Source organism: Staphylococcus sp. HMSC072H03, from assembly GCF_001809305.1.
Classification (GTDB): domain Bacteria; phylum Bacillota; class Bacilli; order Staphylococcales; family Staphylococcaceae; genus Staphylococcus; species Staphylococcus hominis.
In genome coordinates this window covers 363,535-388,561 of sequence record NZ_KV796881.1, presented here as the reverse complement: position 1 = coordinate 388,561, position 25,027 = coordinate 363,535, and the positions used below count along the sequence as shown (strand labels likewise).

Annotated in this window: 22 protein-coding genes and 1 other RNA gene; 21 read left to right on the top strand and 2 right to left on the bottom strand. The window is 30.2% G+C overall.

Annotated elements, in window-relative coordinates:
- The 14 genes from aroA to HMPREF2578_RS04660 all read left to right on the top strand — a co-directional run bounded on the left by aroA (window position 1) and on the right by HMPREF2578_RS04660 (window position 14,217).
- Complete coding sequence (aroA, locus tag HMPREF2578_RS04725; RefSeq protein ID WP_017176296.1) at window positions 1-1,299, top strand: 3-phosphoshikimate 1-carboxyvinyltransferase; 1,299 nt, start codon at window positions 1-3, stop codon at window positions 1,297-1,299.
- Between the two features lie 6 nt (window positions 1,300-1,305).
- Window positions 1,306-2,550 (top strand): tetratricopeptide repeat protein, encoded by a 1,245-nt coding sequence (locus HMPREF2578_RS04720; protein ID WP_017176297.1) that lies wholly within the window; start codon window positions 1,306-1,308, stop codon window positions 2,548-2,550.
- A 14-nt stretch (window positions 2,551-2,564) separates the two neighbouring features.
- Entirely contained in the window at window positions 2,565-3,104 is a 540-nt protein-coding gene (locus HMPREF2578_RS04715) for a YpiB family protein (RefSeq protein WP_017176298.1), read from the top strand.
- 25 nt (window positions 3,105-3,129) lie between these two features.
- Window positions 3,130-3,747 (top strand): DUF1405 domain-containing protein, encoded by a 618-nt coding sequence (locus HMPREF2578_RS04710; RefSeq protein WP_037541030.1) that lies wholly within the window; start codon window positions 3,130-3,132, stop codon window positions 3,745-3,747.
- 27 nt (window positions 3,748-3,774) lie between these two features.
- The gene (locus tag HMPREF2578_RS04705; protein ID WP_017176300.1) at window positions 3,775-4,473 is read left to right on the top strand and encodes a zinc metallopeptidase; all 699 of its coding nucleotides are present in this window, start codon (window positions 3,775-3,777) and stop codon (window positions 4,471-4,473) included.
- Between the two features lie 200 nt (window positions 4,474-4,673).
- Window positions 4,674-4,991 carry a nucleotide pyrophosphohydrolase gene (locus tag HMPREF2578_RS04700; RefSeq protein WP_017176301.1) on the top strand — a complete coding sequence of 106 codons (318 nt, stop codon included), beginning with the start codon at window positions 4,674-4,676 and terminating at the stop codon, window positions 4,989-4,991.
- 22 nt (window positions 4,992-5,013) lie between these two features.
- Complete coding sequence (gene bshA, locus HMPREF2578_RS04695) at window positions 5,014-6,132, top strand: N-acetyl-alpha-D-glucosaminyl L-malate synthase BshA (RefSeq protein ID WP_037541028.1); 1,119 nt, start codon at window positions 5,014-5,016, stop codon at window positions 6,130-6,132.
- A 15-nt stretch (window positions 6,133-6,147) separates the two neighbouring features.
- Window positions 6,148-7,350 carry a CCA tRNA nucleotidyltransferase gene (locus tag HMPREF2578_RS04690; protein ID WP_037541026.1) on the top strand — a complete coding sequence of 401 codons (1,203 nt, stop codon included), beginning with the start codon at window positions 6,148-6,150 and terminating at the stop codon, window positions 7,348-7,350.
- Window positions 7,337-8,308, top strand: a complete 972-nt coding sequence (locus HMPREF2578_RS04685) for a biotin--[acetyl-CoA-carboxylase] ligase (protein WP_037541024.1) — start codon at window positions 7,337-7,339, stop codon at window positions 8,306-8,308. Before HMPREF2578_RS04690 ends, HMPREF2578_RS04685 begins: the two co-directional genes overlap by 14 nt.
- Window positions 8,309-8,337: 29 nt before the next feature.
- Window positions 8,338-11,046, top strand: coding sequence for a helicase C-terminal domain-containing protein (locus tag HMPREF2578_RS04680; protein WP_017176305.1), 2,709 nt, complete (start codon window positions 8,338-8,340; stop codon window positions 11,044-11,046).
- A gap of 106 nt (window positions 11,047-11,152) precedes the next feature.
- Complete coding sequence (asnS, locus tag HMPREF2578_RS04675; RefSeq protein WP_017176306.1) at window positions 11,153-12,445, top strand: asparagine--tRNA ligase; 1,293 nt, start codon at window positions 11,153-11,155, stop codon at window positions 12,443-12,445.
- 96 nt (window positions 12,446-12,541) lie between these two features.
- Entirely contained in the window at window positions 12,542-13,228 is a 687-nt protein-coding gene (locus HMPREF2578_RS04670) for a DnaD domain-containing protein (protein ID WP_002449719.1), read from the top strand.
- Window positions 13,218-13,889 (top strand): endonuclease III, encoded by a 672-nt coding sequence (gene nth, locus HMPREF2578_RS04665; RefSeq protein WP_002455326.1) that lies wholly within the window; start codon window positions 13,218-13,220, stop codon window positions 13,887-13,889. Before HMPREF2578_RS04670 ends, nth begins: the two co-directional genes overlap by 11 nt.
- Window positions 13,882-14,217, top strand: a complete 336-nt coding sequence (locus tag HMPREF2578_RS04660; protein ID WP_002455327.1) for a YpoC family protein — start codon at window positions 13,882-13,884, stop codon at window positions 14,215-14,217. Before nth ends, HMPREF2578_RS04660 begins: the two co-directional genes overlap by 8 nt.
- A 93-nt stretch (window positions 14,218-14,310) precedes the next feature.
- Here HMPREF2578_RS04660 and HMPREF2578_RS04655 read toward each other — a convergent pair whose 3' ends face one another.
- Both HMPREF2578_RS04655 and recU read right to left on the bottom strand, forming a co-directional pair.
- Window positions 14,311-16,677 carry a transglycosylase domain-containing protein gene (locus tag HMPREF2578_RS04655; protein ID WP_017176307.1) on the bottom strand — a complete coding sequence of 789 codons (2,367 nt, stop codon included), beginning with the start codon at window positions 16,675-16,677 and terminating at the stop codon, window positions 14,311-14,313.
- Window positions 16,674-17,300, bottom strand: coding sequence for a Holliday junction resolvase RecU (recU, locus tag HMPREF2578_RS04650; protein WP_029376824.1), 627 nt, complete (start codon window positions 17,298-17,300; stop codon window positions 16,674-16,676). The genes HMPREF2578_RS04655 and recU overlap by 4 nt, the downstream gene beginning before the upstream one ends.
- A gap of 261 nt (window positions 17,301-17,561) precedes the next feature.
- Between recU and HMPREF2578_RS04645 the strand changes: the two genes are divergently transcribed.
- The 7 genes from HMPREF2578_RS04645 (at window position 17,562) to HMPREF2578_RS04615 (ending at window position 25,026) form a co-directional block, all read left to right on the top strand.
- On the top strand, window positions 17,562-17,915 hold the full coding sequence (locus HMPREF2578_RS04645) for a DUF1798 family protein (protein ID WP_017176309.1): 354 nt from the start codon (window positions 17,562-17,564) through the stop codon (window positions 17,913-17,915).
- Complete coding sequence (locus HMPREF2578_RS04640) at window positions 17,912-18,475, top strand: SLOG family protein (protein ID WP_017176310.1); 564 nt, start codon at window positions 17,912-17,914, stop codon at window positions 18,473-18,475. Before HMPREF2578_RS04645 ends, HMPREF2578_RS04640 begins: the two co-directional genes overlap by 4 nt.
- Window positions 18,476-18,486: 11 nt before the next feature.
- Window positions 18,487-18,825: a cell division regulator GpsB gene (gene gpsB / locus HMPREF2578_RS04635; RefSeq protein WP_002449866.1), complete on the top strand. Its 339-nt coding sequence runs from the start codon at window positions 18,487-18,489 to the stop codon at window positions 18,823-18,825.
- 136 nt (window positions 18,826-18,961) lie between these two features.
- Window positions 18,962-19,348, top strand: an RNA gene (gene rnpB, locus HMPREF2578_RS04630) — RNase P RNA component class B.
- A gap of 117 nt (window positions 19,349-19,465) precedes the next feature.
- Entirely contained in the window at window positions 19,466-20,602 is a 1,137-nt protein-coding gene (locus HMPREF2578_RS04625; protein WP_017176312.1) for a THUMP domain-containing class I SAM-dependent RNA methyltransferase, read from the top strand.
- Window positions 20,603-20,780: 178 nt separating this feature from the next.
- Entirely contained in the window at window positions 20,781-21,419 is a 639-nt protein-coding gene (locus tag HMPREF2578_RS04620) for an SDR family oxidoreductase (protein ID WP_002455331.1), read from the top strand.
- Window positions 21,420-21,582: 163 nt separating this feature from the next.
- Window positions 21,583-25,026: a dynamin family protein gene (locus HMPREF2578_RS04615; protein WP_017176313.1), complete on the top strand. Its 3,444-nt coding sequence runs from the start codon at window positions 21,583-21,585 to the stop codon at window positions 25,024-25,026.
- Window position 25,027: the final 1 nt, after the last annotated feature.

The window sequence follows — 25,027 nt, the reverse complement described above, 5'->3', positions numbered from 1 at the left end:
GTGACAACAAGTCAAATAATAGATATTCATGGTCCATTAAAGGGTGAGATAGAAGTACCCGGAGATAAATCTATGACGCATAGAGCAATTATGCTATCGTCACTCGCTAAAGGTAAATCAATTATTGAACAACCGCTTCTAGGTGAAGATTGTTTACGTACGATTGAAATTTTTAAACTCTTAGGTGTGGAGATTGAAATTGAAGAACATCGTCTTATTGTTAATTCTCCAGGATATCAACATTTCAATATACCACATCAAACGTTATATACTGGAAATTCTGGTACAACAACGCGCTTACTTGCTGGTCTTTTAAGTGGATTGGGCATAGAGTGTGTTTTATCTGGAGATGCATCGATAGGAAAACGACCTATGAATCGTGTTTTAAGACCTTTAAAATTAATGAATGCAAATATTAACGGTATTGAAAATAACTATACACCACTTATTATTAAGCCTTCAGCCATTAATGGCATCAATTATCAAATGGAAGTCGCAAGTGCTCAAGTTAAAAGTGCAATTTTGTTTGCAAGTCTATTTTCAAAAGATGCATCACAAATTACAGAATTAGACATAAGTAGAAATCATACTGAAACGATGTTTAAACATTATCAAATTCCAATACAAGTAAATCAAAAAGTGATTACAACATCTCCTTATGCTATAAGCAATATTCAACCTAAAGACTTTGTAGTACCAGGAGATATTTCTTCAGCTGCTTTCTTTATTGTAGCTGCTTTGATTTCTCCGGGAAGTGATATTACAATTCATAATGTTGGCATCAATCCTACACGTTCAGGTATTATAGATATCGTTGAACAAATGAATGGTAACATTGAGTTATTTAATGTTACAGAGTCTTCAGAACCAACTGCGTCGATTAGAGTTCAGTATACGAACAACTTGAAACCCATCACAATTGAAGGAGATTTAATTCCTAAAGCAATTGATGAATTGCCAATTATTGCTTTGTTATGCACTCAAGCTTCTGGTACAAGTATGATTAAGGACGCAGAGGAATTAAAGGTAAAAGAAACTAATCGTATTGATACAACTGCAGATATGCTTAATTTACTAGGTTTTAAATTACAAGCTACTGAGGATGGATTAATTATTCATCCCTCTAAATTAACTAGAAATGCTATAGTAGATAGCTTAACTGACCACAGAATTGGCATGATGCTTGCAGTCGCATCTATTTTAAGTGATTCACCATTAACGATACGTCAGTTTGATGCAGTAAATGTATCATTCCCTGGTTTCTTGCCGAAATTAAAGCTTTTAGAAAATGAGGGATAAAATATTATGGAAGATATCTATAAATTAATAGACGATATCAATCTTCAAAAATTAGATCATTTAGATACACGTGTAAATGAAGCATTAACTTCCAATAATGATGATGCTTTATTTATTTTAGGAGAAACATTATATAACTTTGGATTAACACCTCAAGGTCTTGAAGTGTTTAGAACGTTATATCATAAGTATCCAGATGAAAGTGAACTATTAATTTATTTTATCGAAGGGCTTATGTCTGAAAATCAGACAGACGAAGCATTAGAATATTTAAATCAAGTTGAATTGTCACCTGAAAAATTAATGTTAGAAGCCGACTTATATCAACAAATCAATATGACTGAAGTTGCTATTGATAAATTAACTGAAGCGCGTGAATTAGAACCTAATGACCCAATTATTCATTTTGCTTTAGCAGAATTACTTTATTTTGATGGACAATACCTTCGTGCTACACGAGAATATGAAGTTGTTTTAGATACAGGCGAATATGAAATAAATGGAATTAATTTATTTTCAAGAATGGCTGATTGTGCATTACAAAGTGGAAATTATAGTGATGCTATACAGTTATTTGATGAGATTAGTGAAGATGAAATGATCTCTGATGACTTTTTCAAAAAAGCTATCGCATATGAAAAAAATGATTTAACTCAAGAAGCTATAAAAATTATGACTACACTTCTTTCTAAAGATCCAGACTTTATTCAAGGTTACTTTTATTTACAATCTTTATATGAAAATGAAAAAAATTATCCAGATGCGATTGAAACAGGTAAAGAAGGGTTACGTCTTAATCAATTTTATAAAGAGCTCATGGTTTCTACCGGTAGTTTAGAAATTGAACATGGAGATGCGAATGAGGGGGTAGAACTTCTTAAAAAAGCACTTGAAGTAGATAATGCTTACCATGAACCTTTACTTATCTTAAGTGATTTATTCCGCCAAGAAGAAGATTATGAAGCCATCATTTCACTCCTATCTTATGTAGATGAAGAAGATCTTGACCCTGTTTTTATGTGGCACTTAGCACATGCATATGGGGAAGAAGAAAGAGATACTGAAGCCCAACATTTCTATGAATTGGCTTATCCGACATTGAAATCTCAGAGTTTATTCTTAAGCGATTATTATTTTTATTTAATTGAAATTGGCCAAAAAGATAAAGCTAAAGTATTGCTTAACGAGTTATTAATCATTGATCCAACTAATGAAACTTGGAATGAAGAATTGAGTAGATTGAATGACTAGAGTGGGTGTTAAAATTGAATGACACATTAGTTAAAATGAAACAAAGCTATATTGAATATGCTTTGTTTCATTATCATTTTAAGTCCAGAATTAGTGTGTGGCTATTAAATTATTTAAAAGCTTCACCGCTAAAATTAAATTGTAGTCATTTTGTAAATAAGAAAATTAAAAGTCATATAACCCTTGAAATTGGCCTAAAACACTCCAATTTTTCTGCAATTAAATTAACAAAAGACGATCAAACATTAATTAATACAAATGAAATATTCAATTATATAGCTTCTAAAGATATTTGTATTGATATATTCATTCACTTTGAATACAACGATGAGCAAGATTGGCGATTAAATGAGCTCATAATTCAACAATTAATATATTCTGATCAATATCTTGCATATCTTAATAATATATATCACTTAAATCTTGATCTAAATAAAAAGTATTCATTAATCGAACAATTAGAACATCATATCGATGTAAGTTTACAAATGAAAGATCAACAACGCTTTTATCAATTATCACAAATTTTGAGTGTATTAACTCATCACTCATAGATCAAAATTAAAGGAATTATAACTTATGCCTACTTTAAGACAACTATGGGAATTATCATTATATCAACGTTCCATACTCGTAATATTGCTTATATGTAATGTTTTAGGTACCATTTATGGTTTTATATGGTATGGTGATCAATTACTTAAGACACAATGGCATTATCTAATTTTTGTACCAGATAGTCCTATTGCATCGCTATTTTTATGTATATCAATTTGTTTAATAATTTTAAATAAACAAAATAGTATTATTGAAGGACTAGCATTTGTAACTTTATTTAAATATGGTTTATGGGCTGTCATTATGAATTTTATAATGATAATTAATAATGATGATATAACTATTATGAATGTATTTTTAATTATTAGTCATGGAATTATGGTACTTGAAAGTATCTATTTTTATCCACGATTCAACATCTCTATGCTCAGTTTGTTTATCTCTATGATATGGGTATTTAACAATGATTATGTAGATTATATATTAAAGAAATATCCTTATTATGATTTTATACAGCAACACGTTAATTTAGTTGCTTTTATCGCGCTATGGCTAAGTATTATATCACTTATGCTTTATTATAATTTTAATAAATTAATAAAGGTTAAATTATTTGCTAAAAAAATCGATAGTCAGTAGAATATGATTAAAGGAGAGTGAAATTGATTGTCTATAGTGTCTTATATTATATATATCGTCATTATTATGCTCATTCCAATGTGGGCTCAACACAAAGTAAAATCAAATTATGAAAAATATTCACAGGTAAGATCAACAAGTGGTAAAACTGGTCGTGAAGTAGCAGAAGAAATTCTTCATGCTAATGGAATTTATGATGTAGATGTAGTTAAGGGCGAAGGCTTTTTAACAGACCACTATGATCCAAATAAGAAAGTAGTTTGTTTATCTCCTGCAAACTTTGACCGTCCTTCAGTAGCTGGTACAGCTATTGCGGCACACGAAGTTGGACACGCTATTCAACACCAACAAGGTTATGCATTTTTACGTTTTAGAACTGCTTTAGTACCGTTAGCAAATATTGGTAGTTCATTAAGCTACATCGTTATTATGGCTGGTATCTTTTTAACAGCATTAGGTAGCGCTTTTGGCTCAACTGCATTATGGATTGGTGCTGGGTTAATGTCATTAGCAGTTTTATTCTCAATCGTGACATTACCAGTTGAATTTGATGCAAGCTCAAGAGCTATGAAACAAATTACTGCACTTAATATTGTGAATGAAAAAGAATATAAACATGCGAGAAAGGTATTATCAGCAGCAGCTATGACTTATGTAGCAGCAACAGCTACAGCTGTAGCCGAACTTGTTAGAATTATTTTACTAGCACGTGCAAATGATAACTAAAATACCTTTATAAACTAACTTAAGTTTAAATCTTGTATAATAACATTTAAGATTTTCAAATAGTTATACCGAGCGAAATATGAATTCAAAAATGAATTCTGTTTCGCTCTTTTTTATACCCCATAGAATAGAATTGATAAAATGCATTAACAAGTAATTTGAGATATACTTAGTAAGAAACGGAAAAAAGGAGAATGATGATGAAATCTTTAAATCAAATGCAAAAAGAAGTAGATGACTATATTAGTCAATTTAAAGCGGGTTATTTTTCTCCATTAGCTAATTTAGCCCGTCTAACAGAAGAAGTGGGCGAACTTGCAAGAGAAATCAATCATTATTACGGTGAAAAGCAAAAGAAACCAACGGAAGAAGAAAACTCTGTTAAAGCTGAATTAGGAGATAATTTATTTGTTTTACTTTGCATTGCTAATTCCCTTGGTATTGATATGACAGAAAGTTTTAATGATACAATGGAGAAATTTAATACTAGAGATAAAAACCGATTTGAACGTAAATAATGGATAGAAAGGTGGTTATTTTATGAAAATAGGTATTACATGTTATCCGTCAATGGGTGGCTCAGGTATCATAGCAACTGAATTAGGTATTAAAATGGCAGAAAGGGGACATGAAGTTCACTTTATTACGTCAAATATTCCTTTTAGAATTCGTAAGCCGTTGCCTAACATTACTATCCATCAAGTCGAAGTAAATCAATATGCAGTATTTCAATATCCACCGTATGATATTACATTGAGCACAAAAATATCTGAAGTCATTAAAGAGTATGATTTGGATATCTTGCATATGCATTATGCTGTACCACATGCTGTATGTGGTATTTTAGCACGTCAAATGGCTGGAAAAGATATAAAAATTATGACAACATTACATGGTACTGATATCACAGTGTTAGGCTACGACCATTCACTTAAAGGTGCTATTAAATTTGGCATTGAACAAAGTGACCTCGTGACTAGTGTCAGTCAGTCATTAGCTAAACAAACACAATCAATTATTGAAACAGATAAAGAGATTATTCCTATTTATAATTTTGTTCGAGAAAAAGAGTTTCCTACACAACATGAAAATCAATATAAAGAGCTTTACGATATAAAGCCTGAGGAAAAAGTTCTTATACATGTATCAAACTTTAGAAAAGTCAAACGTATTGACACTATTTTAGAAACTTTCGCTAAAGTCCATAAACATATACCAAGTAAGTTGATCTTATTAGGTGATGGCCCAGAACTTTTAGATATGCGTAAAATAGCAAGATCATTACATATCGAAGATGATGTATTATTTTTAGGTAAACAAGCTCAAGTTAGTAAATTTTATCAAATGGCTGATTTAGTTTTACTGTTAAGTGAAAAAGAAAGTTTTGGTCTTACACTATTAGAGGCAATGACTACGGGAGTAGTACCTATAGGTTCAAATGCTGGAGGTATTAAAGAAGTCATCAAACATGGTGAAACAGGTTATATTGTAGATGTAGGAGATAGTGAACAAGCAAGTGATTATGCACTAAAATTATTAACAGATGAGGAACTCTATCAAAAATTACAAAGTAATATGCTTAAAGATATTAAACAACGATTTAGTTCTGAACTTATCGTCGATCAATATGAATATTACTATAAAAAAATGTTGAATTAAAAAAAGAGGATTAATATGGGTAATGAATTATTTGAAAAAGCTCTGCCAATTCTTAATCAAATAGAAAAACATCATTTCGAAGCTTATTTTGTAGGCGGGGCAGTCAGAGATTACATTATGCATCGTACAATTCATGATATTGATATCACTACAAGTGCGATGCCAGATGAAATTGAAGATATATTTGAACACACTATTCCAATTGGAAAAGAGCATGGAACAATCAATGTTGTTTTCAACAATGAAAATTACGAAGTGACGACATTTAGATCAGAAGGTGATTATTTAGATCACCGTCGTCCAAGTGAAGTTCATTTTGTGAGAAATCTCTATGAAGATGTACAACGTAGAGATTTCACTATCAATGCTATTGCTATGGATAAAAATTATAAAATATTTGATTACTTTGGTGGTCAAAAGGATATACAATCAAAATTAATACGTACAGTAGGGAATCCAAGTGAACGATTTAAAGAAGATGCATTAAGAATTATTCGTGGACTTAGATTTCAGTCACAACTTACATTTGATATTCATACTGAAACCTTTGAAGCAATGCAATTAACTTGTTCGAACATTGAATATTTATCAATCGAACGAATTGTTGTAGAATTTAAAAAATTAATCTTAGGAAGTAATGTTAAACAGAGTTATCATAATTTATTATCTTTAAAACTTTTTAATCATATTCCATTTTTTAATGAATTAGATATGACATGTGTTTACATCAATGAACCTCTTGAATTTGAACAATGGTTAGCCATTTTACTTATAAAAAATGATACGCTTCCTTCTTTAAAGCAATTAAAAATTAGTAATAAAGAAAAATCAGATATACATACATATATTGATATTATTGAAACATTACCTCAAATTACTTCTAAAGATGCTTTAAAATTATTTGTTTATGATTATAGTGACTATTATATCTTAAAGGTTTTAAATATTTATTCTGTACTTCAAAATAATCAAATTCCTACCGCTTCAGAACTTATTATCAATTCTCTTTCTATTAAACAAGTCGTTCAACACCTCCAATTACATGAACGTAAAGAAATGGATGTGAATGGAAAAGATTTACTTGATCATTTTAATAAAAATGGTGGCCCTTGGTTAAAAAATGTATTGAGAGAAATAGAATGTGCGATAGTTACTGATAAAATCAAAAATAACAAAGAAGAAATTTTGAAATGGGTGAATGAAAATGTCAAAATATAGTCAAGATGTCGTTAAAATGTTATATGAGCATCAATCAGAATATATTTCTGGTCAATACATTGCGAATCAGCTTAATATATCGAGAGCTGCTGTAAAAAAAGTAATTGATCAATTAAAAGCAGATGGATGTGATATTGACTCAATTAATCATAAAGGACATAAGCTTAATGCATCGCCAAATCGTTGGTATAGAGGCATTATCAATAAAGTACTAGAGTCTAATCATTTAGTATCCAAAATTGAAGTATATGATAGTGTTGAATCTACTCAAACTATTGCTAAACAAAGCCTTGTTGATAATCAATACACCATGTTAATTTTAAGTGATGAGCAAACAAAAGGTCGTGGTCGTTTCAATCGTAATTGGTCTTCTTCAAAAGGAAAAGGGTTATGGATGTCTGTTGTTTTAAGACCTAATGTCTCATTTGCAATGATTCCAAAATTTAATCTTTTTATAGCTTTAGGAATTAGAGATGCTATCCAAGCATTTTCTAAAGACAAAGTAGAGATTAAATGGCCAAATGATATTTATATTAATGATAAAAAAGTATGTGGATTTTTAACAGAAATGGTAGCAAATGCTGATGCAGTTGAGGCTATAATATGTGGTATTGGTATTAATTTAAACCATCAAGAAGAAGATTTTTCTGATATTATACGTCATCGTGCTACAAGCATTCGCTTGCACTATTCAGAAGAAATCAATCGATATCAATTTTTAAAACGTTTAATTGAGGAAATTGAAAAGCGTTACCATCAATTTCTTAATTCTTCATTTGAAACGATTAGAGATGAATACATTCGTACATCTAATATTTGGCATCGTAAGTTAACATTTACTGAAAGTGGAGAACAATTTATAGGTGAAGCTATTGATATTGATAATGATGGCTTTTTAATTGTCAAAGATGAAGATAATCAGATGAGACGACTGATAAGCGCAGATATAGATATATAAGCATACGGATAGAATTAGGAGAGATAGATATGGCATATACAAGTTTTGCGGTAGTAGATTTAGAAACAACCGGAAACCAACTTGAACATGATGAAATTATACAAATTGGTATTACATTTGTACGTGATAATAAAATATCAGGAACTTATCATTCAATGATTCGTACTGATTTGGAAATCCCACCATTTATCCAAGCTTTGACTTCTATCGAAGAAACTATGCTAGAACAAGCACCGTATTTTTATGAAATTGCTGATGACATATACGAACAACTCAAAGATTGTATATTTGTAGCCCACAATGTTGACTTTGATTTAAATTTCATTAAAAAGGCATTTGAAAAAAGTAATATTCATTTTAAACCTAAAAAGGTGCTTGATACCCTGGAATTATTTAAAATTGCATTTCCTACTGAAAAAAGTTACCAATTAAGTGAATTAGCAAATGCTCATAATATACCTCTGACAAATGCACATCGAGCAGATGAGGATGCAACAACAACGGCCTATTTAATGATTAAAGCTTTTAAAAAGTTTGAGTCATTACCTATAGATACCTTAAAGCAATTATATTATTTAAGTAAGCATTTAAAATATGATTTATTTAACATTTTATTTGAAATGGTCAGACAACATCATAATCATGATATAGATTATCAGTATGCTCAATTTGAACAGATTATCTATAAAAAACAACAAGACTTAAAAGTACCACAAATTGAATTTAAAGGTTCATTAAAAGATTTATATCTAGAAGTTACAACAGCACTTGAACTTACTTATCGCCCACAACAACTCTATTTGTCAGAAATTATTTTAGAGCAGTTAATGCATAATGATAAGGCACTTATTGAAGCACCTTTAGGAAGTGGTAAATCACTAGCATACTTATTAGCTGCATTGATGTATAACATTGAAACAGGCAAACATGTAATGATTTCAACAAACACGAAATTACTTCAACATCAATTACTTCAAAAAGATATTCCTAGTATTAATCGCGCGCTAGATTTCAAAATTAATGCTGCACTTATCAAAAGTAAAACAGACTATATTTCACTAGGATTGATAAGTCAAATTTTAAAAGATGATACAGCTAACTATGAAGTGAATATTTTAAAAATGCAATTACTTATATGGATATTAGAAACAAATACTGGAGACATACAAGAGTTAAATTTAAAAGGTGGTCAGAAAATGTATTTTGACCAAAAATTAGAAACTTATGTTCCAGTAAGGCACGATATTCATTACTATAATTATATAAAACGTAATGCTCAAAATATTCAAATTGGTATTACTAATCATGCGCATCTTATTCATTCAGATCAAGAGAATTCAATCTATCAGTTATTTGATGATTGTATCATTGATGAAGCACATCGTTTACCTGATTATGCTCTTAATCAAGTGACCAATGAATTAAACTATTCTGATATCAAATATCAGTTAGGTTTAATAGGGAAAAATGAAAATGAAAAGCTTCTTAAATTAGTAGATCATTTAGAGCAACAACGTATTTTAGAACGATTAGATATTCCACCTATTGACGTGTTTGGTCTAAAATCTAATATTTCTGATTTACACGAACTAAATGAAACCCTATTTAATCATATTTTTGATATTGTTCAACACTCAGACGTACATGATGATGATGTACATCGATATCATTATGTATTCGACTTTGATGCTACACGTATTCTAAAAGATTTGCATGCAATTGTAGACAAAATCAACAAAACTTTAGAATTTTTTAATGGTATTAACCATAAAACAATCAAATCTATACGTAAGCAATTACTTTACATTAACGATAATTACAGACATATAGAACTAAGTTTAAAACAAAATCATACTGCCTTCATATCTATCAAAAATTTGAATCAAAAATCGACCATACGTCTAATTGTAAAAGATTATGAAGTCCGTGATATTTTAACAAAGCAAGTGCTCGAGAAATTTAAATCATTAACATTTATTTCAGGCACACTTACATTCAACCATTCGTTTGAGGCATTTAAAAACTGGTTTAAAGAAGATGTAGAATTTAATACTTATGAAGTACAGTCATCACTTCAAAATCATAAATCAACAAATATTTACATTCCAAGCGATGTTGTTTCTTATGATTTTAAAAATACAGAAGATTATGTAGCATCTATTGTAGACTATATTCAAGAGTACGTCACTGTAACACAATCTAAATGTCTCGTACTTTTCACAAGTTATCGAATGATGCATATGGTACAAGAGCTATTAAATGAATTACCGATATTTGACGATTATGTTATTTTGACCCAACAACAAAATCAAAACTATAAAATTGTTCAACAATTTAATCATTTTGATAAAGCTATTTTGTTAGGTACATCAACATTCTTTGAAGGATTTGACTATCAATCTAATGGTATTAAATGTGTGATGATTGCTAAATTACCATTCATGAATAAATATAATACAAAGCATTGGTTAATGGATTCAGAATTTGAATCTACATTTAAAGATTATGTCTTACCTGATGCTGTAACGCGTTTTAGACAAGGTCTAGGTAGATTGATTCGTAACGAAGATGACAAGGGGCTCATTGTTTCCTTTGACGATCGTTTAACAAATAGTAACTATAAGCGTTTTTTCGAACAATCGTTAGAATCTTATTCTCAAAAAAAAGGGGATATTCAACAATTTAGTAAATTACTTTACCGCATGCAGGCAAGTAAACTGAAAAACAGAAAAAAATAGTTTATTTTAAATAATGAGAACACTATTCAGGTGCTAGAAGTTCACTTTCTATTTTGATAGAATAAATAAGTATTGTATAAAAAGAAAATAAAGTAGGAGTTTGATTATGAAAACAACAATTAAACAAGCAAAACAATACATTAATCAAGAAGTCACAATTGGCGCTTGGTTAACAAATAAACGTTCAAGCGGTAAAATCGCATTTTTACAATTACGTGATGGTAGTGGATTTATGCAAGGTGTTGTCGTTAAATCAGAAGTCGATGAAGAAACATTTAAACTTGCTAAAGACATTACACAAGAATCATCACTTTATGTCACAGGTACGATTACAGAAGATAATCGTTCTGATTTAGGCTATGAAATGCAAGTAAAATCAATTGATGTCATTCATGAAGCTCACGATTATCCAATCACACCTAAAAACCATGGTACAGAATTCTTAATGGATCATCGTCACTTATGGTTAAGATCTAAAAAGCAACATGCAGTAATGAAAATTAGAAATGAAATCATTAGAGCAACATATGAATTTTTTAATGAAAATGGCTTTACTAAAATTGATCCGCCTATCTTAACTGCAAGTGCACCAGAAGGTACTAGTGAATTATTCCATACTAAATACTTTGATCAAGATGCATTTTTATCTCAAAGTGGTCAATTATATATGGAAGCTGCAGCTATGGCACATGGACGTGTCTTCTCATTTGGACCAACATTTAGAGCTGAAAAATCTAAAACAAGACGTCATTTAATTGAGTTCTGGATGATTGAACCTGAAATGGCATTCACAAATCACGAAGAAAGTTTACAAGTTCAAGAACAATATGTATCTCATATCGTAAAATCTGTATTAGAACATTGTAAATTAGAATTAAAAGCGCTAGATAGAGATACGAGTAAATTAGAAAAAGTATCTGCGCCATTCCCACGCATCTCTTATGATGATGCTATCAAGTTCTTAAAAGAAGAAGGATTTGATGACATTGAATGGGGTGAAGACTTTGGTGCGCCACATGAAACAGCTATAGCCAATCATTATGATTTACCAGTATTTATTACAAATTATCCAACTAAAATTAAACCATTCTATATGCAGCCAAACCCTAACAACGAAGACACAGTTTTATGTGCAGATTTAATTGCACCAGAAGGTTATGGTGAAATTATTGGTGGTTCTGAACGTATTAATGATTTAGAATTATTAGAACAACGTATCGATGAACATCAACTTGATACAGAAAGTTATAACTACTATTTAGACTTACGTCGTTATGGTAGTGTGCCACACAGTGGTTTTGGTTTAGGTTTAGAACGCACAGTTGCATGGATTTCAGGCGTTGAACACGTGAGAGAAACATCACCATTCCCACGTTTATTAAATCGTTTATATCCATAAAATATCACGTTTTATAAATCATACATGGGGAGTGAGACTAAATGATGTTATTCATGTCTCACTCCCACTTTTTACAATAAGAAAGAGAGGGGTATCATGGACACACATCAACTTAAAACTCGTCCTGTTGTAGTTAGAAGGGAACTTTTCGATCATTACAATGAATTAGGTTTAAATGAAAAAGATTTAGTCATTTTGATTAAGTTGATTTATGCCGCTGAAGTTTCTAATAAACAACCCTCAATAGAATTTTTGCAAAAAGGTTCAAATATGGAGCCGAGAGAAATAACATCAATTATTCAAAATTTAATTCAGCGTGATTTACTTGCACTACATGTAAGTAAAGATGAGGAAGGAAAATTTACTGAATATATGAATTTAAATCGTTTTTACGAAAAGTTAAGTGATATTTTAACTCAAGAAAAAAATGAAACTACACATCATCAAACGCAACAAAACTTTAAGGAATTATTTCAATATATTGAACAGTTGTTTTCGAGACCCTTATCACCATATGAAATCGAAACGCTCAACCAATGGATTGATGTAGACCAACATGATTACACTTTAATACGTGCTGCATTAGATGAAGCATATAGTCATGATAAATTAAGCTTTAAATATGTTGATCGTATCTTATTAAATTGGAAGAAAAACAATGTAACAACTTTAGAAGAATCTAACAAAGTGAGAGAAAAATTCAATAAACCTAAATTAACTCATACTGTAAAACATATACCTAAATTTGACTGGTTAAATGGAGAGAATCTAGATGGTAAGTAAGAAAAAAGCATTAGAAATGATTGACGTTATTGCAGATATGTTTCCTGATGCAGAATGTGAATTAAAACATGATAATCCCTTTGAATTAACAATAGCTGTATTATTATCTGCGCAATGTACAGATAATTTAGTTAATAAAGTGACACGTTCACTTTTTAAAAAATATAAAACTCCTGAAGATTATTTAAAAGTAGATATAGAAGAATTGCAGAATGATATAAAATCAATAGGTTTATATCGTAATAAAGCAAAAAATATTAAAAAATTATGCCAATCTTTACTCGACCAGTACGGTGGACAAGTTCCTCATACACATAAAGATTTAGAAAGCTTAGCTGGAGTCGGACGAAAAACAGCGAACGTTGTCATGAGTGTAGCTTTTGATGAGCCTTCTTTGGCAGTAGACACACACGTTGAACGTGTTTCAAAGCGTCTAGGTATTAATAAGTGGAAAGATAATGTTAAACAAGTAGAAGAACGTTTGTGTGATATTATTCCAAAAGAAAGATGGAGTAAAAGTCATCATCAACTTATCTTTTTTGGACGTTATCATTGTATTGCTCGAAAACCAAAATGTGATATTTGTCCATTACTTGAGGATTGTAGAGAAGGGCAAAAACGCATGAAAGCAATGAAAAAGGAAGTCGGAACAAATGATTAATAAATCACAATTTGAATCGCTAGAAAATGAACTTGATGTCTATGCTAAGAAAAGACAACTAAATTCTGATTTAGCAAAACAATATATCGATGATTATTTTGAACTGCTTCTTTTGTTCTTTAAACAAATTAATGAAATAGAGTCTATTGATTTAAATCATTTAGACCAATATCCAGTTGTTCCTATGAATTTTTTAGAACGATATCAATATATGTTAAAAAGAAAATACCACTTTATGGGGTATAGTCAAATGAAAACATTAAAAAATGAGCTTATTAAAATGAATGCTTCATATCAAATTAGAAGAAAAAATCAAAATAATAATTAATATGAAAGATAGTCTAGAGCAAAGTTGTTCTAGACTTTTTTTAATTAAAAAAACGACATAGCCTTATAAAAGACTATGTCGTTTTTAAAGCTATTACGACGCTTTTCTAAAATTAAAAATCGTGTTTGCTTTAAATATGTTAGATAAACTATTATTGTTATTTGTATTATCATTATTATTATTTTGTTGAGTTAATGTGGTACTATTGTTAGCACTGTTGTTCGTAGTTGAATTATTTGCTGAGTTATCAGTTGTATTACCTGTGTTCGTTGTTGATGTAGTATTTGAGTTGTTATCACTGGTAGAATTAGAATTGCTTGAACTATTTCCTGTACTACTAGAATTACTTGATGAGCTACTATCTGAATTGTTAGTAGACATATTATCATATTTACTTCCTGAAGTTGTATTATTATCTGGATGATCTTTAACTGATAATGTACTTGCACCTGAACCAGTAACTGAATCAGGTTTTTTGAAGTCTCCGTCATTACTTGAAGTAATATCTGACATCACATCTTTATATAGATATTGTGGATATTCTTGTTCAGAATGTCCTAAGAATGAATCTTCACCGCCTGGTTTAATTTGGCTGAAGCCCATCCAAATTGACATTGTATATTTAGGTGTGAAACCATTCATCCAAATATCTTTAGCTGCATTGTCAGGTAAGTTATATTGATTATTAACTTCTGTGCCATAAGTACTTGTACCTGTTTTAGCACCCATATTAACGCCAGCAACACCATGACCGTAAGCAGACCCATATGGTTTAAATGTACCAGTTAACATTTCTGCAAGCATATAAGCAGTATAATCTTCCATGGCTTTATGACTTGTATGATCAAATTCGATAGTTTCATCATCAGATGTTACAACTTTGCGAATTGAATGCGCATTATTGTAAGTACCACCATTAGCTATTGATGCAAATGCTGATGCTAATTGAGTAGGTGAGAATTCAGAAGCACCACCACCTAAAATTTCAGATGGTCCTAAATCAATTTCATAATCTAAACCAACTTTAGACGCAAAATCTTTTGGAGCATCTTTACCTGCACTTGATGATACTTGCTGCCAAGCTTTTAAAGCAGGAATATTAAAACTTTGTCTTAATGCATCATATGCCGATACTGTACCATGACCTTGCCCATCATAGTTACGGAATGTACCACCATCAATGGAATAACTTGATTCATCTTGCATTACGTGGTTTGTAGCCCATTGCATATTTTCAATTGCTGGACCATATGATAAGAATGGTTTCAGTGATGAACCAGTCAAGTGTGTATCTGTAGCAGCATTACGATCAACGACATCTCTATAATTTCGTCCACCGGAAATGGCTACAATGCCTCCAGTTTTACTATCAAGAATGGTTGAGCCTACTTGTTGGTCATCATTTTTATAGTAATTACCATTATCAATGCGATCTTGAAGCGTTTTTTGAACGTCTTTATCCATATTCGTATAAATCTTAATACCACTTTGCATTAAATCACTATAATTTTTATTTTTAAAGTGTTTATTACCTATTAATTCAGCTTTAACAAAATTAACGTAAGAATCATACTCACTATTAGAATCATCATTAGATATTTGACGTTCTTTTGTTGTACGTTTTACTAAATTATCTTCTAATGAAGTAGCTTTAGCTTCTTTCCACTGTTTATCAGAGATTCTATTATGGTAGTGCATTAAGTATAAAACAGTTTCTTTACGATTTTCAGCTTCTTTTGGGTTATCATAAATGTTATACAGGTTAGGAACTTGTGGTAAACCAGCTAGATAGGCCTCTTCAGCTAAATTAAGTTCATTTAAATTTTTATTAAAGTAATATTTAGCTGCAGCCCTAACGCCATATACACCATCTGAGTAATAAATTTTATTTAAGTACATTTGGAAAATATCATCTTTACTGTACTCTTGCTCTAAACGGTAAGATAGATAAGCTTCTTGCGCTTTACGTCCAATCGATTTCTTTTCTGAAAGGAATGAACGCTTAACCACTTGTTGTGTTAAAGTAGACGCCCCTTGGGAACCAAAACCACCAGTTACGTTCTTACCAATAGCACCAAATAAACGTTTATAGTCTAACGCACCATGTTCATAGAAGCGATTATCCTCAGTTGCTAACACGGCATTTTTCATATTTTTAGGAACATCTTTCAAATCAACATGTTCTCTACGTGCGCCATTGTCTAATTTCTTAACCAAGTCCCCGTTTTTATCATAAATTTCAGCAGGCTTTGGATCTTGTAATTTAGACTCATTAAATGCTGGAGCTTTCCAAGCATAGTATGCAAATAGAAGTATACCAAGTAGAAGTAACACGATAAAGGCAATGAATAAAAAGCCTATAATCTTAATAATCGTTCTTTTTACATTCTTATTCTTTTTTGATTTGGATTTCCCATTTTTGCCTTTATTTGGTTGGGAAGATCCTTTATTTTCCGTCATACGCGGTCCTCACTTTCATCTAATATCAACTTATCAACAGCCTTAAGATAATTCAATCTAGGTTGATACTGATAAGGAATATAGTAACTATTTTTTTTGATTTCTTCAACTGTTATTGATTTTTTTATTTCCTTTTTATATCTTTCCCAAAAAGGTTCAAACTTCGAAAAAGGTAATAGATATACCTCATCAAGCACTTTAAATCTAATCAGTAAAAAGACGAGTCCTTTTTGTAGAAAACAACTTTTCATATGTTCTACTTGATGATCATGGATATTATTTAAAGGGAAAGACGTTTTATTTTTCGTTTCTTTCGCTTCAAAATCAATGTAATAGCCTCGATAAACGCCATTATAATCAGTTGTAGAAGGTGTTCGAAAGTATGCTTCATTAATTACAGCTTTACTTCTTTTAGGATAATGAACATTTACAATTTGAATAGGAGTAGGTTTCTTATGTATAACAGCCACACCATGCTTAAAATAGTAATTGTTAGATTGTTCAATATCTTTTTCGAGAGTCATACCTCGTCCACCATATTTAATGTTACTAGAAGCATCACTTTGATTACTTCCAACCTTAGTAGGATTTAGTTTGAATGGTTTTCCATTTGGATAATTTATCATACTCACCACACAAATTTAATATTACACTTTCAATTTCTCAGAGAATAATATTAAACTATAATACGATAATAATGAAATGAGCATAATATTTATATTATACTACACATAATTAAATATATTCATTAATTATCTATTCTATTTTAACGTGCTTTAACAGTGAAAACAATATGTTTAAAAATTTGTAATAATGTAAAATTTATATCTAAACAATACTATAAAATAATTGTAATAAATTGTAAGAATATAGGAGGCCTCGTTATGTACACATTAATTAATGAAATACTTAAAGAACTACAGTACATGGCGTCAAGCTATAATGAAATAAAATTGACACAGTCAGAGAAGCAATTTCATCGAGATGTTGTTCCTTATGTAAAAAAAATTGATGGTTTAACTGAAGAATTATCTCATTATCATGATGAACTAATTCAATTTCCTTATATGAATAAGGAAAAATTAGAAATTTTAGTTAAACATATTAAGGAATTATCTGTAGAGTGTCACTACAATAAAACAAGTAAGAAGTTATTTAATGAAAAATTGAAATCTGCTAATTATGATCTTACCAATTTGCTTAAACATATAAAAGATAAAGAGGAATCAATACATTGAAAACAGTATATGTGACTGGATATAAATCATTTGAGTTAAATATATTTAAAGATGATATGAAAGAAGTGGATTATCTTAAACAATTTATAGAACATAAATTATTACAGTATATTGACGAAGGGCTAGAATGGGTACTCATTCAAGGACAAATTGGTATTGAATTATGGGCAGCTGAAGTAGTATTAAAATTACAAGACACATATCCTGAGTTAAAATTAGGTATTATCACACCATTTTATGGTCATACCTCCAAATGGAATGAACACAATATAGCAAAGTATGAATCTATTGCTAGTAATGCACAATTTCTAGAAAGTGTATTTCATTCTGAATATCAAGGACCTTTTCAATTTAAACAAACAGACCAGTTTATATTAGATCATACAGATATGACGTTATTAATTTATGATGATGAACAAGAAGGAAGTCCAAAATATTTTAAGAGGATGTTAGTTGATTTTATGGAAAAAACGACTTATAATTGTGATATTGTGACATTTGATGAACTTACTGACTTTATTAACGATTTACAATGGCAACAAGACCAAAGTTTTGAATGAGGTGGAAATTAATGGCAGATGTTTCTTTAAAGCTTTCAGCAAAAGATATCTATGAAAAAGACTTTGAAAAAACGATGGCTCGCGGTTATCGTCGTGAAGAAGTTGATGCTTTTTTAGATGATATCATTACTGATTATCAGAAAATGGCTGATATGAATAATGAAGTAGTCAGACTATCTGAAGAAAATAATAAACTTAAAAAAGAAGTTGAAGAATTGAGAATCAGAGTTGCAACTTCACGTCCTTCTGATAATAAGTCATTTGCTTCAAGCAATTCGAAATCAGCGAATAACAACGTAGACATTTTAAAAAGAATTTCTAATCTTGAAAAAGCTGTTTTTGGCAAATAATACATTGATATCTTAAAGATATAAGCTTGTTACGAAGCATGTTTGATTGCTATTATGTTTGATTTTGATAGCTAATTATTTATCTATTTAAAATTCTATTAAATATTTTAAAATTATGTTATACTCATAAAAGTGATATTTTGGGTAATCGCTATAGAAATATAGAGGAAAGTCCATGCTCACACAATCTGAGATGATTGTAGTGTTCGTGCTTGATGAAACAATAAGTCAAGGCATTAATTTGACGGCAATGAAATAACCTAAGTCATTCATTGATATGGTTAAAATAGTTTGAAAGTGCCACAGTGACGTAGCTTTTATAGAAATATAAAAGGTGGAACGCGGTAAACCCCTCGAGTGAGCAATCCAAATTTGGTAGGAGCACTTGTTTAGCGGAATTCAACGTATAAACGAGACATCTTTACTCGCATAGTAAAGATTTGTAGACAGATGATTACCACCAAAGTACCAGTACAACTAGTGTACGTTATGAGTACAATGGTACAGAACATGGCTTATAGAGATATCACAGACTAGTTTAGCTCTCCCTTTTTATGGAGAGCTTTTTTTATTTTGTATACATAATTATTTTAATATTTGTTAATATACTAATATGATATGAGACAAAGGAGATGAAATAATGTATCAATTATTAGCCGTGTGTCCAATGGGTCTTGAAGCCGTAGTTGCTAAAGAAATACAAGAACTTGGTTATAATACTCAAGTTGAAAATGGACGCATTTTCTTTGAAGGTGATGCTAATGCCATTGTAAAATGTAATTTATGGCTACGTACAGCTGACCGATTAAAAATAGTAGTAGGACGCTTCAATGCTAAAACATTCGATGAACTTTTTGAAAAGACAAAAGCATTACCTTGGGAAACAATTATCGATAAAGAAGGACAATTTCCTGTCCAAGGTCGTAGTGTAAAATCTACACTTCATAGCGTTCCTGACTGTCAAGCCATTACTAAAAAAGCTATCGTTGAACGTCTTAAAAAAGCTTATAATGAAAAAGGATGGTTAAACGAAAGTGGTGCGAAATATCCTGTTGAAGTAGCTATTCTTAAAGATAATGTCCTACTTACCATTGATACGTCAGGTTCAGGACTAAATCGTAGAGGGTATCGTATTGCACAAGGTGAAGCACCTATTAAAGAAACATTAGCAGCTAGCTTAGTACGTTTAGCAAATTGGAAGGGTGATACACCCTTTATTGATCCATTTTGTGGTTCTGGAACCATTGCTATTGAAGCATGTTTAATTGCTCAAAATATTGCGCCAGGTTTTAATAGAGAATTTGTATCAGAGGAATGGAATATTATGCCTCCTAATATTTATGACGTCATGCGTGACGAAGCTGATCAACAAGCTGACTATGATAAAGACATTCAAGTGTATGCGTCTGATATCGATCCAGAAATGGTTGAAATTGCTAAACGTAATGCTGAAGAAGTAGGCCTAGGTGATATTATTCAATTTAGTGTTAAGGATGTTAATACATTAACTATCGACCAAGAAGGACCTGTAGCGTTAGTTGGTAACCCGCCATACGGCGAGCGTATTGGAGGTAGAGCTGAAGTTGAAGAAATGTATCGATATGTAGGTAAACTAATGAAACAACATCCTTATTTATCAACATATATCCTTACAAGTAATAAAGAATTTGAGTATTTAGTAGATCGTAAAGCAACTAAACGTCGAAAACTTTTTAACGGTTATATCGAATGTACGTATTATCAATACTGGGGAAAAAAGCCTAATATTGATAAATAAATTTGACTTGAAGATTTATTTGAAAATAATTAATTTTGTAAATTTTTCTTAATAAATTGGATAATATTTATTTAAAATTTATGTATTTATTAGCACTATAATAGTGACTATTGTAAAGTTATTAGTAAGCGTGTTAAAAACATAGCACATTTAAACAGTATAGTAAGGAGAATAAGTTATGCAAACAGTTTTAATTGTAGGGGCTAACGGAAAAGTATCAATTGAAGCAACTAAAATTTTCTTAGAGAATTCTAGTTTTAACGTTGATTTATTTTTAAGAAATGCCCACCGTATTCCTGATTACGCATCTAATCGTATCACTGTCTTTGAAGGTGATGCTAAAAATGTTGAAGATTTAGAAAAAGCATTAGATCAAGTAGATATTGTTTTTGCAAGTTTATCAGGATCACTAGATAGAGAAGCACAAGCCATTATAGATGCCATGAACAAAAAGAATGTTAAACGTTTAATATTTGTGGCAGCTCCTGGTATTTATGACGAATTACCAGATAAATTCAATACATTTAACAAAGAACAATTTGGTGAAAAATTAACTAAATATCGTAAAGCAGCTGATTTAATTGAAGCGTCTGACTTAGATTATACAATTATTCGTCCTGCTTGGTTAACATTTAAAAATGAATCAGATTATGAAATTACTCAAAAAGGTGATACCTTTAAAGGAACAGAAGTTTCTAGAAGAAGTGTAGCCAATTTAGCAGTGCGTATAGCGAAACAACCTGAACTTTATTCTAGACAAAATATTGGAGTAAATAAACCAAATACTGATGGCGATAAACCAGCTTGGTTTAACTAATTCATTCTATATAGGTTTTTATTATTTCTTATGATAAAATTTAATAAACATAGCTAAAGATATTTTAGTTTTATCACCCTAAAAGTGAGGTTATAATTCTTTTTAGTTTTATAACCTTAATTTTTTTATATTTTAGAGTGAGTGAAATAAAGGGGATAGCATTATGCAAAATAATGAACAATTAGATGTATTATACAAATTAAAAAAAGAAATAGAAAAATCGAATAACGAAGCATTAGTACATACAATAAATCAAGTGATTAAAAAAGTATATTTAAATCAATATACTTTATCATTTGTTGGACATTTTTCAGCTGGTAAGTCAACATTAATCAATTTATTATTAGAACAAGATATATTGCCTAGCTCACCTGTACCAACAACGAGTAATACGGCTATAGTTTCTGTTTCAAAAGAAGAAGAAATTATTGCTAATTTAGAATATCAAAAATATGCTAAGTTAAAAACGTATGATGATGTAAAAATAATGAACCGATTAAATATTGATGTGGAATCTATTGAAATAAAGTTTCCTTCAAATAAGTTTAATCTTGGTTTTACATTACAAGACACTCCAGGAGTAGATTCAAATGTTTCTACACACCAATCCACTACTGAACAATTTTTATATACAAGCAATATGATTGTGTATATAGTTGATTATAATCATGTTCAGTCTGCGCTCAATTTCCAATTTATGAAACGCATGAATCAAGTAGGCATACCTATTATTTTTGTTATCAATCAAATTGATAAGCATAATGAGAATGAAATTTCTTTTGATACATTTAAACAAAAAGTAGAACAATCTATACAAGATTGGGATATTAAAGTCGCTCAACTATTTTATGTTAGTAAATTTGATCATCCAAACAATCAACTTCATTTATTCTCAGAGTTTTTAGTAGAACAAGATAAACTACGTGAACCTATTGAAGATTTTGTAACACGTATCATTGAATTTATACATCGTACTCAGCTTTCATATATTCAAGAGCATATGCAAAATATACTTGACGCTTTAAATATCAATGAATCCGAATTTGAAGAATCCTATAAACAATTTCAACAGAATCAAGCTATAAGTGAAGAAGCACAATTATTAAATCATTCTTCTCAATTATTAACGTACTTAAAAGAAAAACGGAAAAATATATTAGATAATGCTTATATTATGACTCATGATATGCGAGAAGATATTCGTTATTATCTTGAAAGCATGGCTTTAGACTTCAAAGTGGGCGGTCTTCTAAATAAAAAAAAGAAAACGGAAGAAGAGAGAGCAAAACGTTTACAAATTGTTGTAGACCGTTTACAAGAAAAAGTGAATCGACACATTCGTCAACCAATGCGTGAAGATTTATCTTTTGTAACTCGCTTTATTCATCATTCTGAAGTAAATCAACGAATTTTAAATCAACATTATGAAATTGAACCTACTTTAATTTCTAATTTATATCAAGTACAAACAAGCATTAATAATACCTATGTGCTCACATTTAGTGATGACGTTTTAAAAGCAATTGCACGTGCTATCGAAAAACAATCAGATTCATTATTTAAAGACATTATTGAACATACTGAAGCAACGGAATTATCTAACATAGAAGATAATGATGCACATTTATATGAACAGTATCTTGAGTTCAAGAATTTAAAACAGTCATTAACAACTGAAAATTATAAACATTATTATATTCATATAAATGACTCACTCGATAAATTAATTGATCGAACAGAAACACATTATAAACTTAATCAATCAACCATATCTTCAACAAATGATTTAGACGAAGATATTACATCAACTAAGGATACGACAACTCATCACTTTGATATTCAGAAAGCTCTGGCTATCATTGAGCCTGTTCCTTTATTCAATAAAACTAAGCAAGACATCAAAGCAACATTGCAACGCATAGATAATAAAATTGTAAAAATAGGCGTCTTTGGTACATTTAGTGCAGGAAAAAGTAGCTTGATTAATGCTTTACTTGGAGATCATTATCTTGTAAGCTCACCTAATCCAACAACAGCAGCTACGACTGAAATCTCATATGGTCATGATAGTCAAATTACTTTGAAAACAAATACGCAATTGTTAAATGAATTAAACCAATTACTTGAATATCAAAACGTTTCTTTTAACTCGTTAGAAAAATTTATGAATAGTAATATTGAGTCTTTAAAACAACAATTAGAAAAAAATCAATTGGCTTTTATAACATCAGTAGAGAAGCACTTTTCAATGTACCAAGATATGCTAACAGAAGGTATAACACATACTATTTCACAAAATGAAATTAAGCAATGGAGTGCTGAAGACGAATACGCTACATTTGTTAAAACCGTTCATATACAACTTCCACTGGATTGGTTAAAAGACAAAATTATCGTTGATTCATTAGGGTTACATTCTAATAATCAACGACATACAAATGAAACTGAACGCATCTTAACTTCTTCAGACCTAATTTTATATGTGAGCTATTTTAATCACTCATTTACTGATAATGACAAAGCATTTATTGAACATATGAAAGATATTAACCAATTAAATGAAGCACAGACATTTAAAATGATTATTAATGCGATAGATTTAGCTGAAACTAATGAAGATTTAATAGCAGTGGAGCAGTATGTAAAAGATGCTCTATCTCAAGTGAATCTGCCATCTGAATTATTCGGTGTATCAAGTAAACGTGCATTGGAGACTAAAGATGAAGGCATTCTTAAATTAAAAGAAAGTATTAATCATTTTGTCGAAACTGAATCGAAAACGATTTTAGAGAAGCAAATGATTCATCAAATCGAGCAAATGCGCGATAACTTTAATCAAATCATCTATGAATTTAAAACAAATCAAACACGTATGTTAGAACAACAACAACAACTTGAAACTTATAAAAATAAAACACCATTAACTAACCAAATGATTCATACAAGTGAGCAGCATACTAAAAATGAGGTTGAAGAACAAATCTATCATTTAAATAAACGATTACAGCTTCAATTATTAGATGAGGTTAAAAAAGTATATAATAGTCAAATGACACAAAATAATGATTTTAATGATGAAAAGAAACGTGCTACGAAAATGTACTTAGATCAAGTTCATCAACGATTATATTTAGAACAAACTTTATTAGTCGAAAGAATAAAAACATACTTTACTTCTCAATTAGATCAACAAATAGCACCAACAATTCAAAAATTAAACTCAGTTCATGTACTTATCCAACCTCATTTTAAAATAACAGCGCCGTTTACTGATGATGCACTATTACGTATTAGTTTAGAAGAGATGCTTTCAGTTTTACCTAAACAGTTGTCTAAACGTAAAATTTTAAATGCAAATGCGCAAAGAGAACTGCAAGAAATGATTTGTACAAATACACTAGAACTGCTACAACCATCACTAAACGTATTAAAACAACAATTAAATTATTATGTATCTAACTTAACTCACGACGCGAACATCGAACTTAATCAGTTAAATAATAATGTTTTAGAGCAAATCAATGACTTATTATCTAAACGTATCGATAATTCACTCATTGAACAATTAGAAACAGTAAATCAACAATTGGAACCACTTTTAAATTAGA